Here is a 16,398-nt window from a genome sequence, read left to right on the forward strand (position 1 = left end):
AACTGGCTTACAAAGCCGTGTTCCGATGGCGCTGTGATAGCGTCCAGCTAGAGTGAACGCAAGCCGTAAACGGCTCGCCAAGAATTTTTTAAAATACGCCGCAGGAGAGATTCGCAATGGCTCAGCAGGGCAGTGGTTATCAGGCTCGCTATAAACGCATTCTACTCAAGCTCAGCGGCGAGGCCCTGATGGGCTCGGAAGAGTTCGGGATCGATCCCAAGGTACTCGACCGCATGGCGCTGGAAGTTGGCCAATTGGTCGGCATCGGCGTGCAGGTCGGCCTGGTGATTGGCGGTGGCAACCTGTTCCGCGGTGCCGCACTGAGTGCGGCGGGCATGGACCGGGTCACCGGCGACCACATGGGCATGCTGGCCACTGTGATGAACGCCCTGGCCATGCGCGATGCCCTGGAGCGCGCCAACATCTCGGCGATCGTGATGTCGGCTATTTCCATGGTAGGCGTGACCGATCACTATGACCGTCGCAAAGCCATGCGCCACCTGAACGCCAAGGAGGTGGTCATCTTCGCCGCCGGTACCGGCAACCCGTTCTTCACCACCGACTCGGCCGCATGCCTGCGTGCGATTGAAATCGATGCTGACGTCGTGTTGAAAGCGACCAAAGTCGACGGCGTATACACTGCAGATCCATTCAAAGACCCGCATGCCGAGAAGTTCGATCATCTGACCTACGATGAAGTGCTGGATCGCAAGCTGGGCGTGATGGACCTGACGGCAATTTGCCTGTGCCGCGACCACAAGATGCCGCTGCGCGTATTTAACATGAACAAGCCCGGCGCCCTGCTGAACATCGTACACGGCGGCGCGGAAGGCACTCTGATCGAGGAAGGCCAACAATGATCAACGAAATCAAGAAAGACGCCCAAGCGCGTATGCACAAATCCCTGGAGTCTCTGGCCCATGCGTTCGGCCAGATTCGTACAGGCAAGGCGCACCCCAGCATTCTGGGTAGCGTGATGGTGCCGTACTACGGTGCCGACACCTCCATCACCCAAGTGGCCAATATCACCGTAAAAGACTCGCGCACCCTGCAAGTCGTTGCCTTCGAGCGCAACATGCTCGCGGCGGTCGACAAGGCGATCCAGAGCGCCGGCCTGAACCTCAACCCGACCAACCTGGGCGAGTTGCTGCTGATTTCCATGCCTGCCCTGACTGAAGAAACCCGCAAGGGCTTCACCAAGCAGGCGCGCAGCGCAGCAGAAGATGCACGTGTTGCCGTGCGCAACATCCGTCGCGATGCCCTGGGCGAGCTGAAGAAGCTGGTCAAGGACAAGGAAATCAGCGAAGACGAAGAACGCCGTGCGGCGGCTGACATCCAGAAGCTGACCGACAAGGCCGAAGCTGATATCGATGCGGCCACCAAGCAAAAAGAAGCGGACTTGATGGCCGTATAAGGGTCAGGGCGCTTTCATGGAAAAGACCAAGCAGACTGTGCCCTCCGTGGTGCCGCGCCATGTCGCGATCATCATGGATGGGAATAATCGCTGGGCGAAAAAACGCTTCTTGCCTGGCGTCGCCGGGCACAAAGCGGGTGTCGATGCGGTACGGGCAGTGATCGAGGTGTGCGCCGAGGCCAAGGTCGAAGTGTTGACCTTGTTCGCGTTTTCCAGTGAAAACTGGCAGCGCCCGGCCGAGGAAGTCAGTGCCTTGATGGATCTGTTCTTCAGGGCCCTGCGTCGTGAGGCCAAGCGCCTCAACGACAACAACATCACGCTGCGCATCATTGGTGATCGCTCGCGGTTCCACCCGGAGCTGCAAGCGGCCATGCGTGAGGCTGAAGCCATTACCGCCGGCAGTAACCGTTTTGTGCTGCAGATTGCCGCCAACTACGGTGGCCAGTGGGACATCGCCCAGGCTGCGCAACGGCTTGCCCGCGAAGTGCAGGCCGGCCACCTGCAGCCGGACGAAATCACGCCCGAACTGTTGCAGACCTGCCTGGTTACCGGCGACCTGCCGCTGCCGGACTTGTGCATCCGTACCGGTGGCGAGCACCGCATCAGTAATTTCCTGTTGTGGCAGTTGGCCTATACCGAGCTGTATTTCTCCGACCTGTTCTGGCCGGACTTCAAACACGATGCCATGCGTAAAGCGCTGGCCGATTTCGCTTCCCGTCAGCGTCGCTTCGGTAAAACGAGCGAGCAGATCGAAGCTGGAGCCCGGGTTTAATGCTTAAACAACGAATCATCACTGCACTGATCCTGCTGCCGATTGCCTTGTGTGGCTTTTTTCTGCTCGACGGATCCGGCTTTGCGCTGTTCATCGGCCTGGTCGTGACGCTTGGTGCCTGGGAATGGGCGCGCCTGGCCGGCTTCAGTGCGCAGTTGCCGCGGGTGGTGTATGCCGCCATCGTGGCGCTGTTGCTGTTCCTGATGTACATCCTCCCGGATCTCGCTCCTTGGGTGTTGGGTGCGGCAGTGCTGTGGTGGGCGTTGGCGACCTTCCTGGTGTTGACTTATCCGCGCACCAGCAGCCAGTGGTCCAGTGTTGCCTGCAAGCTGGTGATCGGCTTGTTGATTCTGCTGCCGGCCTGGCAAGGGCTGGTGGAGATCAAGCGTTTTCCGATCGGCAATGAGTTGATCCTGGCGGTGATGGTGTTGGTCTGGGGTGCCGATATCGGTGCCTACTTCTCCGGTCGGGCCTTCGGCAAGCGCAAGCTGGCGCCGGCGGTCAGCCCGGGCAAGAGCTGGGAGGGCGTGTACGGCGGCCTGGCCTTGACCTTGGTGATCACGCTCGTGGTTGGTGTTGTGCGTGGCTGGTCGGTGAAAGAGCTGTGCCTGGCCTTGCTGGGCGCGGCCATCGTCGTATTGATCTCGGTCGTGGGCGACCTCACCGAGAGCATGTTCAAGCGCCAGGCCGGGATCAAGGACAGCAGCAATCTGTTGCCGGGACATGGCGGCGTGCTGGACCGTATCGACAGTCTGACCGCTGCGATCCCGATCTTTGCCGTGCTGTTGTGGATGGCTGCGTCGTGAGCCGCCTGCAACAGGTTACCGTGCTGGGTGCGACCGGCTCGGTAGGGTTGAGCGCCCTGGATGTGATCGCGCGCCACCCGGAACGCTATCAAGTTTTCGCATTGACCGGCTTCTCTCGCCTGACTGAGCTGCTGGCGCTGTGCGTGCGCCATGCGCCACGTTTTGCCGTCGTGCCTGGGGTCGCCGCCGCGCGAGGCTTGCAGGATGACCTGCGCGCCGCCGGCCTGGCCACTCAGGTGCTGGTGGGCGAGGAAGGGTTGTGCCAGGTGTCGGCCGATGCCGAGGTGGATGCCGTGGTGGCGGCCATCGTCGGCGCCGCTGGCTTGCGCCCGACCCTGGCCGCCGTCGATGCGGGCAAGAAGATCCTGCTGGCTAATAAAGAAGCGCTGGTCATGTCCGGCACGCTCTTTATGCAGGCGGTGCGCAAGAGCGGGGCGGTATTGCTGCCGCTCGACAGTGAGCACAACGCGATTTTCCAGTGCATGCCCGGCGATTTTGCCCGCGGCCTGAGCCAGGTCGGTGTACGCCGGATTTTGCTGACAGCATCCGGTGGACCTTTTCGCAAAACTCCGCTGGCGGACCTGGAGCATGTGTCTCCGGATCAGGCGTGCGCCCATCCGAACTGGTCCATGGGGCGCAAGATCTCCGTGGATTCGGCCAGCATGATGAACAAGGGCCTGGAGTTGATCGAGGCCTGCTGGTTGTTCGATGCGCGGCCCGATCAGGTCGAGGTGGTGATTCATCCGCAAAGTGTGATTCATTCCCTGGTCGACTATGTGGATGGCTCGGTGCTGGCGCAGTTGGGTAACCCCGACATGCGGACGCCGATCGCCAATGCCCTGGCCTGGCCTGAGCGGATCGATTCCGGTGTTGCACCGTTGGACCTGTTCGCGATTGCACGCCTGGACTTCGAGGCGCCGGACGAGCAGCGCTTTCCATGCCTGCGCCTGGCGCGGCAAGCTGCGGAGGCGGGCAACAGCGCGCCAGCGATGCTCAATGCGGCTAACGAGGTGGCGGTGGCGGCGTTTCTCGAACAGCGCATCCGCTTTCCGCAGATCGCGAGTATCATCGAGGATGTTCTGAGTCTTGAACCCGTGGTGGCTGTGAATGATCTGGGGGCAGTGTTCGAGGCGGATGCCAAGGCCCGCGCCCTGGCCGAACAATGGTTGAACCGCAACGCGCGTTAGTCTTTGGGCGTGTTTGCGTCTTCAGGCACTGGATTGGAATGCGGAGAAATTAGATGAGTGCGCTTTACATGATTGTCGGCACCCTGGTTGCTCTGGGTGTGCTGGTTACCTTCCACGAATTCGGCCACTTCTGGGTGGCGCGTCGTTGCGGCGTCAAGGTACTGCGCTTTTCCGTTGGTTTCGGCATGCCGTTGCTGCGCTGGCACGACCGCCGCGGCACCGAGTTCGTGATCGCGGCCATCCCCTTGGGCGGCTACGTCAAGATGCTCGATGAGCGCGAAGGCGAAGTGCCGGCGGATCAACTGGACCAGTCCTTCAATCGCAAGACCGTTCGTCAGCGCATCGCTATTGTCGCCGCCGGCCCGATCGCCAATTTCCTGTTGGCCATGGTGTTCTTCTGGTTCCTGGCCATGCTCGGCAGCGAACAGATACGTCCGGTGATCGGCGCGGTTGAAGCGGACAGCATGGCGGCGAAGGCGGGATTGGTCGCCGGGCAGGAAATTGTTTCTATTGATGGCGAACCAACCACCGGTTGGGGTGCGGTCAATTTGCAGTTGGTACGTCGCCTGGGCGAAAGCGGCACCGTCAAGGTGGTGGTGCGCGAGCAGGACTCTTCCGCCGAGACCCCGCGTGAACTGGCCCTCGACCATTGGCTCAAGGGGGCCGATGAGCCGGACCCGATCAAGTCCCTGGGCATTCGCCCATGGCGCCCGGCCTTGCCGCCGGTGCTCGCCGAGCTCGACCCGAAAGGCCCGGCCCAGGCCGCAGGTCTGAAAACCGGCGACCGCCTGCTGGCCCTCGATGGTCAGGCGCTGGGCGACTGGCAGCAAGTGGTCGATCTGGTGCGTGTACGGCCTGATACCAAAATTGTGCTGAAAGTTGAGCGCGATGGTGCTCAAATCGACGTCCCCGTGACCCTGGCGGTTCGCGGGGAAGCCAAGGCGGCCGGGGGTTACCTCGGTGCTGGCGTAAAAAGCCCGGAGTGGCCGCCGTCGATGATGCGCGAAGTCAGTTTCGGGCCGTTGGCGGCAATTGGCGAGGGTGCGAAACGCACTTGGACCATGAGCGTGCTGACTCTCGAATCGCTCAAGAAAATGTTGTTCGGCGAGCTCTCGGTAAAAAACTTGAGTGGGCCGATAACCATTGCTAAAGTGGCGGGCGCTTCTGCCCAGTCGGGTGTCGCGGATTTCCTGAATTTCCTGGCTTATCTGAGTATTAGCCTTGGGGTTCTGAATTTGTTGCCCATTCCAGTATTGGATGGGGGGCATCTGTTGTTTTATCTGGTCGAGTGGGTGCGTGGTCGCCCCTTGTCGGATCGGGTGCAGGGTTGGGGGATACAGATCGGTATCAGTTTGGTGGTCGGGGTGATGTTGTTAGCCTTGGTCAACGATCTGGGACGACTGTAACGCTTCGCTGAATTGCGAATCTGCCGCATTTTGCGGCAGTTTGTTTATTGCCAGTTGGAATAAGAAAGGACTTCATGAAACGTCTGCTGCTAACTGCGGTTCTCACCGTATTGATGATCGCCGAAGTTCACGCCGAGTCCTTCACTATCTCCGATATTCGCGTCAACGGCCTCCAGCGGGTTTCCGCGGGTAGCGTCTTTGGTGCCTTGCCGTTGAACGTCGGGGAACAGGCTGATGACCGTCGCCTGGTGGAATCCACTCGTGCGCTGTTCAAAACCGGGTTCTTTCAAGATATCCAACTGGGTCGCGAAGGTAACGTCCTGGTCATCACCGTCGTCGAGCGACCTTCTGTCGCCAGTATCGAGATCGAGGGTAACAAGGCGATCTCCACTGAAGACCTGATGAAGGGCCTCAAGCAATCCGGCCTGGCCGAGGGCGAGATCTTCCAGCGCGCCACCCTCGAGGGTGTGCGTAACGAGCTGCAACGCCAGTACGTTGCCCAGGGCCGCTACTCCGCGACCGTGGAAACGGAAGTGGTCCCGCAGCCTCGTAACCGTGTCGGCCTCAAGGTCAACATCAACGAAGGCACCGTGGCGGCCATTCAGCACATCAACGTGGTGGGCAACACCAAGTTCCCTGATGAAGACCTGATCGGCCTGTTCGAGCTCAAGACCACCAACTGGCTGTCGTTCTTCAAGAACGACGACAAGTACGCCCGTGAAAAACTCTCCGGTGACCTGGAGCGCTTGCGTTCCTACTACCTGGATCGTGGCTATATCAACATGGATATCGCTTCGACCCAGGTGTCCATCACCCCTGACAAGAAGCATGTGTACATCACCGTCAACGTCAACGAGGGTGAGAAGTACAAGGTCCGCGACGTCAAGCTCAGCGGCGACTTGAAAGTGCCTGAAGACCAGGTCAAGGCCCTGTTGCTGGTGCAGAAAGACCAGGTGTTCTCGCGCAAGCTGATGACCACCACGTCCGAACTGATCACCCGTCGCCTGGGTAACGAAGGCTATACCTTCGCCAACGTCAACGGCGTGCCGACCCCGCACGATGACGACCACACCGTGGACATCACCTTCGTGGTCGACCCGGGCAAGCGTGCCTACGTGAACCGCATCAACTTCCGTGGCAACACCAAGTCTGCGGACGAAGTGCTGCGTCGTGAAATGCGTCAGATGGAAGGTGGCTGGGCGTCGACCTACCTGATCGACCAGTCCAAGACCCGTCTTGAACGTCTGGGCTTCTTCAAGGAAGTCAACGTCGAAACCCCGGCCGTACCGGGTGTGGACGACCAGGTTGACGTGAACTACGCCGTTGAAGAACAAGCCTCGGGCTCGATCACCGCCAGCGTCGGTTTCGCACAGAGTGCCGGCCTGATCCTCGGTGGTTCGATCACCCAGAACAACTTCCTCGGTACCGGTAACAAGGTTTCCATCGGCCTGACTCGCAGCCAATACCAGAGCCGCTATAACTTCGGTTATGTCGACCCCTACTGGACCGCTGACGGTGTGAGCCTGGGCTACAACGCCTTCTATCGCACCACCGACTACAAAGACCTCGACGTCAACGTTGCCAGCTATGCGATCGACAGCCTGGGTGCCGGCGTCAACATCGGTTACCCGATCAGTGAGACCTCGCGTCTGACCTTCGGCCTGACCGCGCAGCAGGATAAGATCAAAACCGGTGTGTACACCGTGGATGAGATCTTCGACTTCACCCGTCGTGAAGGCGACCAGTTCCTGAACTTCAAGGCGTCTGCCGGCTGGTCCGAGTCGACCCTGAACAAAGGCGTACTGGCCACCCGTGGTCACTCCCAGAGCGTGACCCTGGAAGCCACCACGCCGGGCAGCGACCTGTCGTTCTTCAAGCTCGACTACCGTGGCCAGTTGTTCCAGCCTTTGAGCGACAACTACACCATGCGCCTGCACACTGAACTGGGCTATGGCGACGGTTATGGTTCGACCAGCGGCTTGCCGTTCTATGAGAACTACTATGCAGGTGGTTTCAACTCGGTTCGCGGCTTCAAGGACAGCACCCTGGGTCCTCGTGGTACCCCTAGCCGTGGCGCTGGCGTGACCGGTAACACCGGCACCGTGGCGGATACGGACACTAGCGCACTGCCATTCGGTGGTAACGTGCTGATCCAGGGTGGTGCCGAGATCCTGTTCCCGCTGCCGTTCGTGAAAGATCAGCGGTCCCTGCGTACTTCGGTTTTCTGGGATGTGGGTAACGTATTCGACTCCAAGTGCGATCAGGTCACCAACCCGACTGGCGTGAAGTCCAATACCCAGTGTAACGAAGTAAGCCTCAGCAACCTGGCGAGCTCCGTAGGTGTTGGCGTGACGTGGGTGACTGCGCTTGGTCCGTTGAGCTTTGCTCTGGCCATGCCAGTCAAGAAACCGGATAACGCTGAAACCCAGATTTTCCAATTCTCCCTCGGCCAGACGTTCTAAGCGTCTGACCCAAGATAACGACAACGGATCTGTAGGAGTACATCGTGCGTAAGTTGACTCAATTGGTTCTGCTGGCCACTGTGCTGGTAACCACCCCGGCCTTCGCCGAGATGAAAATCGCCGTCCTGAACTATCAGATGGCCCTGCTGGAATCCGACGCGGCCAAGAAGTACGCGGTGGATGCCGAGAAGAAGTTCGGTCCGCAACTGACCAAGCTCAAAACGTTGGAAAGCAGTGCCAAGGGCATCCAGGATCGTCTGGTAGCCGGTGGCGACAAGATGCAGCAAGGCGAGCGCGAGCGCCTGGAGCTTGAATTCAAGCAAAAGGCCCGTGACTACCAGTTCCAGTCCAAGGAGCTGAACGAAGCCAAGGCTGTTGCCGACCGCGAAATGCTCAAGCAGCTCAAGCCGAAACTCGACAGCGCTGTGGAAGAAGTCATCAAGAAAGGTGCCTTTGACCTGGTGTTCGAGCGCGGCGCCGTGATTGACGTCAAGCCTCAATACGACATCACCCGCCAGGTGATCGAGCGCATGAACCAGCTGAAGTAAGCCATGACCGCGACTATCAAGCTCGGCGAGTTGGCCGAGTTCCTGGGAGCCACCTTGCGTGGTTCCCCGGAGAAAGAAATCACTGGGCTAGCCACCTTGCAGGAGGCTGGCCCATCTCAGTTGAGCTTCCTCGCAAATCCCCAATACCGTAAATACCTGGCCGATAGCCAAGCCGCAGCCCTGCTGCTGAAGGCTGCTGACGCCGAGGGTTACGCCGGGGATGCGCTGGTGGTGCCTGATCCGTACCTCGCTTATGCGCGGGTATCCCACCTGTTCGATCCGAAACCCAAGGCGGCTGGAGGGATCCACCCGACGGCGGTGATCGCCGATGATGCCCAGGTTGATCCTGCGGCGAGCATTGGCGCCTTTGCCGTGATCGAAAGTGGCGCGCGCATTGGCGCCGGTGTCACCGTGGGCGCTCAGTGCTTTATCGGCGCACGCTGTGAAATCGGTGCCGATGGCTGGCTGGCGCCCCGCGTGACCCTGTACCACGATGTGCGTATCGGGCAGCGGGTGGTCATTCAGTCGGGCGCAGTGATCGGTGGCGAAGGCTTCGGTTTTGCCAATTCGAAAGGCGTTTGGCACAAGATTGCCCAGGTCGGCGGCGTATTGATCGGCGACGATGTGGAAATCGGCGTCAATACCGCTGTTGATCGCGGGGCTTTGGCCGATACCGTGATCGGTAATGGCGTGAAGCTCGATAACCAGATCCAGATTGCCCACAACGTACAGATTGGCGATCACACCGCCATGGCGGCCTGCGTAGGCATATCCGGCAGCACCAAGATCGGCAAGCATTGCATGCTCGCCGGTGGCGTAGGGCTGGTGGGCCACATCGATATTTGCGACAACGTCTTCATCACCGGCATGACCATGGTCACCCACTCGATTACCGAGCCCGGTGCCTATTCGTCCGGTACCGCCATGCAGCCTGCGGCTGAATGGCGCAAGAGTGCAGCGCGTTTGAGGCACATCGACGACATGGCTCGACGTCTCAAGCAGCTGGAAAAGCGTGTTGGGGACGTGACCCCTGGCGGTAATGCTTCATCAGAAGGCTGATACCATTTCCATATCAAGTGTGCACAGCCGCTAGACTGCCTCCTTGATTTGCTAGCGGGGCGTGCGTTTAGTCGCCCGCCCCCAATCTTTATTACAGGCTTCCCCCCGAAATGATGGACATCAACGAGATTCGCGAATACCTGCCTCACCGTTACCCGTTCCTGCTGGTGGACCGTGTAGTGGACCTCAATGTTGAGGAAAAGCGCATTCGTGCCTACAAGAATGTCAGCATCAACGAACCGTTCTTCAATGGCCACTTTCCCGCGCATCCGATCATGCCGGGCGTGTTGATCATTGAAGCAATGGCCCAGGCTGCCGGTATCCTTGGTTTCAAAATGCTCGACCTCAAGCCTGCCGACGGCACGCTTTATTATTTCGTGGGCTCCGACAAGTTGCGTTTCCGCAACCCGGTCACCCCGGGTGACCAGTTGATCCTGGAAGCCAAGTTCATCAGCTGCAAGCGCCAGATCTGGAAGTTCGAATGCCAGGCCTCGGTGGATGGCAAGCCGGTGTGCTCCGCCGAAATCATCTGCGCGGAACGCAAACTATGAGTTTGATTGACCCTCGCGCAATCATCGATCCGTCGGCCGTACTGGCCGCCGACGTTGAGGTCGGCCCTTGGTCGATCGTCGGCGCAGGTGTGGAAATCGGCGAGGGGACTGTCATCGGGCCGCACGTGATCCTCAAGGGACCGACCCGCATTGGCAGGCACAATCGCATCTATCAGTTTTCCTCGATAGGCGAAGACACCCCCGACATGAAGTACAAGGGGGAAGAAACACGCCTGGTAATCGGTGATCACAACATCATTCGTGAAGGCGTGACCATTCACCGTGGCACCGTGCAGGACCGTGCCGAGACCACGTTGGGTGATCACAACCTGGTCATGGCCTACGCGCATATCGGCCACGACAGCGTGATCGGCAACCACTGCATCCTGGTCAACAACACCGCGTTGGCAGGCCATGTACACGTTGACGATTGGGCGATCCTGTCCGGTTTCACCCTGGTGCATCAGTACTGCCACATCGGCGCCCATAGTTTTTCCGGCATGGGCACGGCTATCGGCAAGGATGTCCCGGCGTTCGTCACGGTGTTCGGCAACCCTGCCGAAGCCCGCAGCATGAACTTCGAAGGCATGCGTCGTCGGGGTTTCAGCGACGATGCGATCCACGCCCTGCGTCGCGCCTACAAGGTGGTTTACCGCCAGGGCCTGACGGTTGAGCAGGCATTGGCCGAACTGACCGAGCCGGCAATGTTGTTCCCGGAAGTCGCGGTGTTCCGTGACTCGATCCAGGCGTCGACCCGCGGCATCACGCGCTGATCATGGCCAATCTGCGTATCGCATTGGTCGCCGGGGAAGCTTCCGGCGATATCCTGGGCGCGGGGCTGATGCGGGCGCTCAAGGCCCAGCATCCGGCGGTCGAGTTCATTGGCGTGGGCGGCCCGTTGATGCAGGCTGAAGGCCTCACCTCCTACTTCCCCATGGAGCGCTTGTCGGTCATGGGGTTGGTGGAAGTGCTGGGCCGTCTGCGTGAGCTGCTGGCACGGCGCAAGCTGCTGATTCAGACCCTGATCCAAGAAAAGCCTGACGTGTTCATCGGAATCGACGCGCCGGATTTCACCCTCAATATCGAACTCAAGTTGCGTCAGGCCGGGATCAAGACCGTGCATTACGTCAGCCCGTCCGTGTGGGCGTGGCGGCAGAAGCGCGTGCTGAAGATCCGCGAAGGCTGTGATTTGATGCTGACCTTGCTGCCGTTCGAAGCCCGTTTCTACGAAGAGAAGGGCGTGCCGGTGCGGTTTGTCGGGCACACGCTGGCCGACACCATCCCGCTGCACGCCGATCGTGCTGCGGCGCGTGCCGAACTGGGCTTGCCGGACGGCCCGCTGGTCGCGCTGATGCCGGGCAGTCGGGGTGGCGAAGTGGGCCGCCTGGGCGCGCTGTTTTTTGATGCCGCCGAGCGCCTGCTGATCATGAAGCCTGGCGTGCGCTTTGTGCTGCCGTGTGCGAGCCCGCAACGTCGCGCACAGATCGAAACCTTGCTGCAAGGACGCAACCTGCCGTTGACCCTGCTCGATGGTCAGTCGCACCTGGCCCTGGCGGCGTGCGACGCGGTGCTGATCGCCTCGGGTACCGCGACCCTGGAGGCGTTGCTGTACAAGCGTCCGATGGTCGTGGCTTACCGCCTGGCGCCGCTGACCTTCTGGATTCTCAAGCGCATGGTTAAAAGCCCCTACATCTCCTTGCCCAATCTGCTGGCCCAGCGCCTGTTGGTGCCGGAATTGTTGCAGGACGATGCAACGCCCGCAGCCCTGGCGCAGACGCTACTCCCCTTGATCGACGGCGGCGAAGAGCAGACCCGCGGCTTTGACGAGATCCACCGCACCCTGCGGCGCGATGCGTCAAACCAGGCGGCGGATGCCGTGTTGACCTTGATCGGCCATAAACAGGAAGCCCTATGACGACGCAAATGGGGCTGGATTTCAGCCTGGTCGCGCAAGCCCACGAACTGGTGGCCGGCGTGGATGAAGTCGGGCGCGGCCCGCTCTGTGGTGCCGTGGTGACGGCGGCGGTGATTCTTGACCCGAACCGGCCGATCCTCGGCCTCAACGACTCGAAGAAACTCACCGAAGCGCGTCGGGAAAAACTCTTCGACGAGATCTGTGAAAAAGCCCTGAGCTGGCATATTGCCCGGGCCGAAGTCGAAGAGATCGACGAGTTGAATATCCTCCACGCCACCATGCTTGCCATGCAGCGCGCCGTCGAGGGCCTGCATATCACCCCGAAACTGGCGATGATCGATGGCAATCGCTGCCCGAAACTGGCGATGCCGGCTGAAGCGGTGGTCAAGGGTGATAGCAAGGTGCCCGCCATCGCGGCCGCCTCGATTCTGGCCAAGGTCAGCCGTGACCGTGAAATGGCTGCGTTCGAATTGATCTACCCCGGCTACGGCATTGCGGGCCATAAAGGCTACCCGACGCCCGTTCATCTGGAAGCGCTGGCCCGTCTCGGCCCGACGCCGATCCACCGCCGCTCGTTCGCCCCGGTGCGCCTGGCTTACGAACAGCGCGAGAGCCTCAGCGAGGTTTAGTCGCGAGGCTGATGTTTTTGCCCAGGCCCGGTACAATCCCGGGCCTTGTTGTTTCTACGTTTAAGACAGGATCACTATGCCGGCTTCATTCGTTCACCTACGCCTGCACACTGAATACTCCCTGGTCGACGGCCTGGTACGGATCAAACCGCTGGTCAAAACCCTGGTGGGCATGAACATGCCTGCCGTCGCGGTCACCGATCAGAACAACATGTGTTCCCTGGTCAAGTTCTACAAGAACGCCATGGGCGCCGGCATCAAGCCGATCTGCGGCGCCGACCTGTGGCTGTCGAACAAAGACCCGGATAACCCTCTGAGCCGCATCAGCCTGTTGGCGATGAACGGCGTCGGTTATCGCAACCTCACCGAACTGATTTCCCGTGGCTTCATCGACGGCCAGCGCAACGGCGCGGTGATCATCGAGCGTGAGTGGGTGGCCGAGGCCAGCGAGGGCGTGATCATGCTCTCGGCGGCCAAAGAGGGCGAAATCGGGATCGCGCTGCTGGGCGGCAACCCGCAGGAAGCCGAAGTGCTGGCCCGCGAGTGGATGGCCGTGTTCCCTGACCGCTTCTACCTGGAAGTCCAGCGCACCAACCGCCCCAACGATGAAGAACATCTGCACGCCGCCGTGGCCCTGGCCGACAAGCTGGGCGCGCCGCTGGTGGCGACCAACGATGTGCGCTTCATCAAGAAGGAAGATTTCGAAGCCCACGAAACCCGCGTGTGCATCGGCGAAGGCCGGGCCCTGGATGACCCGCGCCGCTCGAAAAACTACAGCGAAGAGCAATACCTCAAAAGCGCCGAGGAAATGGCCGAGCTGTTCAGCGACCTGCCCGAGGCCCTGGAAAACTCCGTCGAGATCGCCAAGCGCTGCAATATCGAAGTGAAGCTGGGCAAGCACTTCCTGCCCAACTTCCCGATTCCCGAAGGCATGACCATCGATGAGTATTTCCGCAAGGTATCGTTCGATGGCCTGGAGGAACGCCTCTCGGTCCTGCTGCCCAAGGACACCACCGAAGATTACGAAGCCAAGCGCCAGGTCTACGTCGATCGGCTGAATTTCGAGCTGGATATCATCATCCAGATGGGGTTCCCCGGTTACTTCCTGATCGTGATGGACTTTATCCAGTGGGCCAAGAGTAACGGCGTGCCGGTCGGTCCAGGCCGGGGCTCGGGTGCCGGCTCGCTGGTTGCCTATGTGCAGAAGATCACCGACCTCGACCCGCTGGAATATGACCTGCTGTTCGAACGCTTCCTTAACCCGGAACGGGTCTCCATGCCCGACTTCGACGTCGACTTCTGCATGGACGGTCGCGATCGCGTGATCGAATACGTGGCCGATAAGTATGGCCGCAACGCCGTGAGCCAGATCATCACGTTCGGTTCCATGGCGGCCAAGGCGGTAATCCGCGACGTGGCCCGGGTGCAGGGCAAGTCCTACGGCCTGGCGGATCGCCTGTCGAAGATGATCCCGTTCGAAGTCGGCATGACCCTGGAAAAGGCCTACGAGCAGGAAGAAATCCTGCGCGACTTCATCAAGGTCGACGAAGAAGCCGCCGAAATCTGGGAGATGGCGCGCAAGCTCGAGGGCGTGGTGCGTAACGTCGGTAAACACGCCGGTGGCGTGGTGATCGCGCCGACCAAGCTCACCGACTTTTCGCCGATCTATTGCGACGAAGAAGGCGATGGCCTGGTGACCCAGTTCGACAAGGACGACGTGGAGGCGGCCGGCCTGGTGAAGTTCGACTTCCTCGGCCTGCGGACTCTGACGATCATCGACTGGGCGCTCAAGACGATCAACCGCGACCGTGCCAAGGTCGGCGAAGCACCGCTGGACATCGCGTTTATCCCGCTGGATGACAAGCCGACCTACAGCCTGCTGCAAAAAGCCGAAACCACGGCGGTGTTCCAGCTGGAATCCCGCGGCATGAAAGAGCTGATCAAAAAGCTCAAGCCCGACTGCCTGGAAGACTTGATCGCACTGGTCGCCCTGTTCCGTCCGGGCCCGCTGCAATCGGGCATGGTGGATGACTTCATCAACCGTAAGCACGGTCGCGCCGAACTGGCCTACCCGCACTCGGACTACCAGTACGAAGGCCTCAAGCCGGTACTGGCACCGACCTACGGCATCATCCTGTACCAGGAACAGGTGATGCAGATCGCCCAGGTCATGGCCGGTTACACCCTCGGTGGTGCGGACATGCTGCGTCGCGCCATGGGTAAGAAAAAGCCCGAGGAAATGGCCAAGCAGCGCGGCGGTTTCATCGAGGGTTGCGCCACCAACAATATCGACGCCGACCTTGCCGGTAACATTTTCGACCTGGTGGAAAAATTCGCCGGTTATGGCTTCAACAAATCTCACTCCGCTGCCTACGGCCTGGTGTCGTACCAGACCGCCTGGCTGAAGGCCCACTACCCGGCGCCGTTCATGGCCGCGGTACTCTCGGCGGATATGCACAACACCGACAAGGTCGTGACCTTGATCGAGGAAGTGCGAACCATGAAGCTGCGCCTCGACGCGCCGGACGTGAACGCCTCGGAGTTCAAGTTCACCGTGAACGACGAAGGCCGCATCATCTATGGCCTGGGCGCGATCAAGGGGGTGGGCGAGGGCCCGGTGGAAGCGATCACCGAGGCGCGCCAAAACGGCCCGTTCAAGGATCTGTTCGATTTCTGCGCGCGGGTCGACCTCAAGCGCATCAACAAACGTACCCTCGATGGCTTGATCCGCAGCGGCGCCCTCGACCGTCTCGGCCCGTATTTCCATGATGAGCCGAAGGCCTACCAGGCGAATATCGACCGCAATCGCGCGGTGCTGCTGACCGCCATGGAAGAAGCGATCAAGGCCGCCGAACAGACCGCCCGCACCCACGACAGCGGTCACGCCGACCTGTTTGGCGGGTTGTTCGTCGAAGAAGACGCGGATGTCTACGCCAACCATCGCAAGGCCAAGGAGCTGACCCTCAAGGAACGCCTCAAAGGTGAGAAAGACACCCTGGGCCTGTACCTGACCGGTCATCCGATTGACGAATACGAAGGGGAAATCCGTCGTTTCGCCCGTCAGCGCATCATCGACCTGAAACCGGCGCGCGACACCCAGACCGTCGCCGGCATGATCATCGCCCTGCGGGTGATGAAAAACAAAAAGGGCGACAAGATGGGCTTTATCACCCTCGACGACCGCTCCGGCCGGATCGAGGCGTCGCTGTTTGCCGATGCGTTCCATTCGGCGCAGTCGCTGTTGCAGACCGACGCCATGGTGGTGGTGGAAGGGGAGGTCAGCAACGACGACTTCTCCGGCGGCCTGCGCCTGCGGATCAAGCGCGTGATGAGCATGGAAGACGCGCGCACCAACCTGGCCGAAAGCCTGCGCTTGAAAGTCAAGACCGAGGCGCTCAAGGGCGATCAGCTGCGCTGGTTGGGGGACTTGCTCAAACGCCACCGTGGCGCATGCCCGGTGACCATGGAATACACCGGTAACGACGCCAAGGCCATGCTGCAGTTCGGCGAGACCTGGCGAATTGATCCCGCTGATGGCTTGATTCAAGCATTGCGTGACCAGTTCGGTCGTGACAACGTCTTCCTCCAATACCGTTGACGATCAGGTGATGGCAAATAGCCTGATCTCGACCAAACATTTAATCTCGAC

At 60.3% G+C, this 16,398-nt stretch carries 14 protein-coding genes; all 14 read left to right on the plus strand.

From position 1 onward, the window contains the following. Positions 1-116 precede the first annotated feature (116 nt). The 14 genes from pyrH to dnaE all read left to right on the plus strand — a co-directional run bounded on the left by pyrH (position 117) and on the right by dnaE (position 16,347). A complete protein-coding gene (pyrH, locus tag LQ249_RS07650; protein ID WP_003172271.1) occupies positions 117-860 on the plus strand; it encodes a UMP kinase in 744 nt (247 codons plus the stop codon). Next, entirely contained in the window at positions 857-1,414 is a 558-nt protein-coding gene (gene frr, locus LQ249_RS07655) for a ribosome recycling factor (RefSeq protein ID WP_046384466.1), read from the plus strand. Before pyrH ends, frr begins: the two co-directional genes overlap by 4 nt. Before the next feature lie 16 nt (positions 1,415-1,430). Then, positions 1,431-2,186, plus strand: coding sequence for a polyprenyl diphosphate synthase (gene uppS / locus LQ249_RS07660; RefSeq protein WP_017844743.1), 756 nt, complete (start codon positions 1,431-1,433; stop codon positions 2,184-2,186). Continuing rightward, positions 2,186-2,992 (plus strand): phosphatidate cytidylyltransferase, encoded by an 807-nt coding sequence (locus tag LQ249_RS07665; protein WP_017844744.1) that lies wholly within the window; start codon positions 2,186-2,188, stop codon positions 2,990-2,992. Before uppS ends, LQ249_RS07665 begins: the two co-directional genes overlap by 1 nt. After that, entirely contained in the window at positions 2,989-4,179 is a 1,191-nt protein-coding gene (ispC, locus tag LQ249_RS07670) for a 1-deoxy-D-xylulose-5-phosphate reductoisomerase (protein ID WP_017844745.1), read from the plus strand. Before LQ249_RS07665 ends, ispC begins: the two co-directional genes overlap by 4 nt. Before the next feature lie 53 nt (positions 4,180-4,232). Continuing rightward, entirely contained in the window at positions 4,233-5,585 is a 1,353-nt protein-coding gene (gene rseP / locus LQ249_RS07675; protein ID WP_017844746.1) for a sigma E protease regulator RseP, read from the plus strand. Positions 5,586-5,659: 74 nt separating this feature from the next. After that, a complete protein-coding gene (bamA, locus tag LQ249_RS07680) occupies positions 5,660-8,047 on the plus strand; it encodes an outer membrane protein assembly factor BamA (RefSeq protein ID WP_057004719.1) in 2,388 nt (795 codons plus the stop codon). Between the two features lie 44 nt (positions 8,048-8,091). Next, a complete protein-coding gene (locus LQ249_RS07685) occupies positions 8,092-8,595 on the plus strand; it encodes an OmpH family outer membrane protein (RefSeq protein ID WP_003172279.1) in 504 nt (167 codons plus the stop codon). A 3-nt stretch (positions 8,596-8,598) separates the two neighbouring features. Further along, positions 8,599-9,654, plus strand: a complete 1,056-nt coding sequence (gene lpxD, locus LQ249_RS07690; RefSeq protein WP_017844748.1) for a UDP-3-O-(3-hydroxymyristoyl)glucosamine N-acyltransferase — start codon at positions 8,599-8,601, stop codon at positions 9,652-9,654. Positions 9,655-9,764: 110 nt separating this feature from the next. Beyond that, the gene (gene fabZ / locus LQ249_RS07695) at positions 9,765-10,205 is read left to right on the plus strand and encodes a 3-hydroxyacyl-ACP dehydratase FabZ (protein WP_003172281.1); all 441 of its coding nucleotides are present in this window, start codon (positions 9,765-9,767) and stop codon (positions 10,203-10,205) included. After that, positions 10,202-10,978, plus strand: a complete 777-nt coding sequence (gene lpxA / locus LQ249_RS07700; protein ID WP_046384462.1) for an acyl-ACP--UDP-N-acetylglucosamine O-acyltransferase — start codon at positions 10,202-10,204, stop codon at positions 10,976-10,978. The genes fabZ and lpxA overlap by 4 nt, the downstream gene beginning before the upstream one ends. Before the next feature lie 2 nt (positions 10,979-10,980). Beyond that, entirely contained in the window at positions 10,981-12,120 is a 1,140-nt protein-coding gene (lpxB, locus tag LQ249_RS07705; protein WP_017844750.1) for a lipid-A-disaccharide synthase, read from the plus strand. Then, complete coding sequence (gene rnhB / locus LQ249_RS07710; protein ID WP_017844751.1) at positions 12,117-12,749, plus strand: ribonuclease HII; 633 nt, start codon at positions 12,117-12,119, stop codon at positions 12,747-12,749. Before lpxB ends, rnhB begins: the two co-directional genes overlap by 4 nt. Positions 12,750-12,825: 76 nt before the next feature. Continuing rightward, positions 12,826-16,347 (plus strand): DNA polymerase III subunit alpha, encoded by a 3,522-nt coding sequence (gene dnaE / locus LQ249_RS07715; RefSeq protein ID WP_046384461.1) that lies wholly within the window; start codon positions 12,826-12,828, stop codon positions 16,345-16,347. The last annotated feature ends 51 nt before the right edge of the window (positions 16,348-16,398 follow it).

It is taken from the genome of Pseudomonas sp. 7-41 (assembly GCF_021233075.1).
Classification (GTDB): Bacteria; Pseudomonadota; Gammaproteobacteria; order Pseudomonadales; family Pseudomonadaceae; genus Aquipseudomonas; species Aquipseudomonas veronii.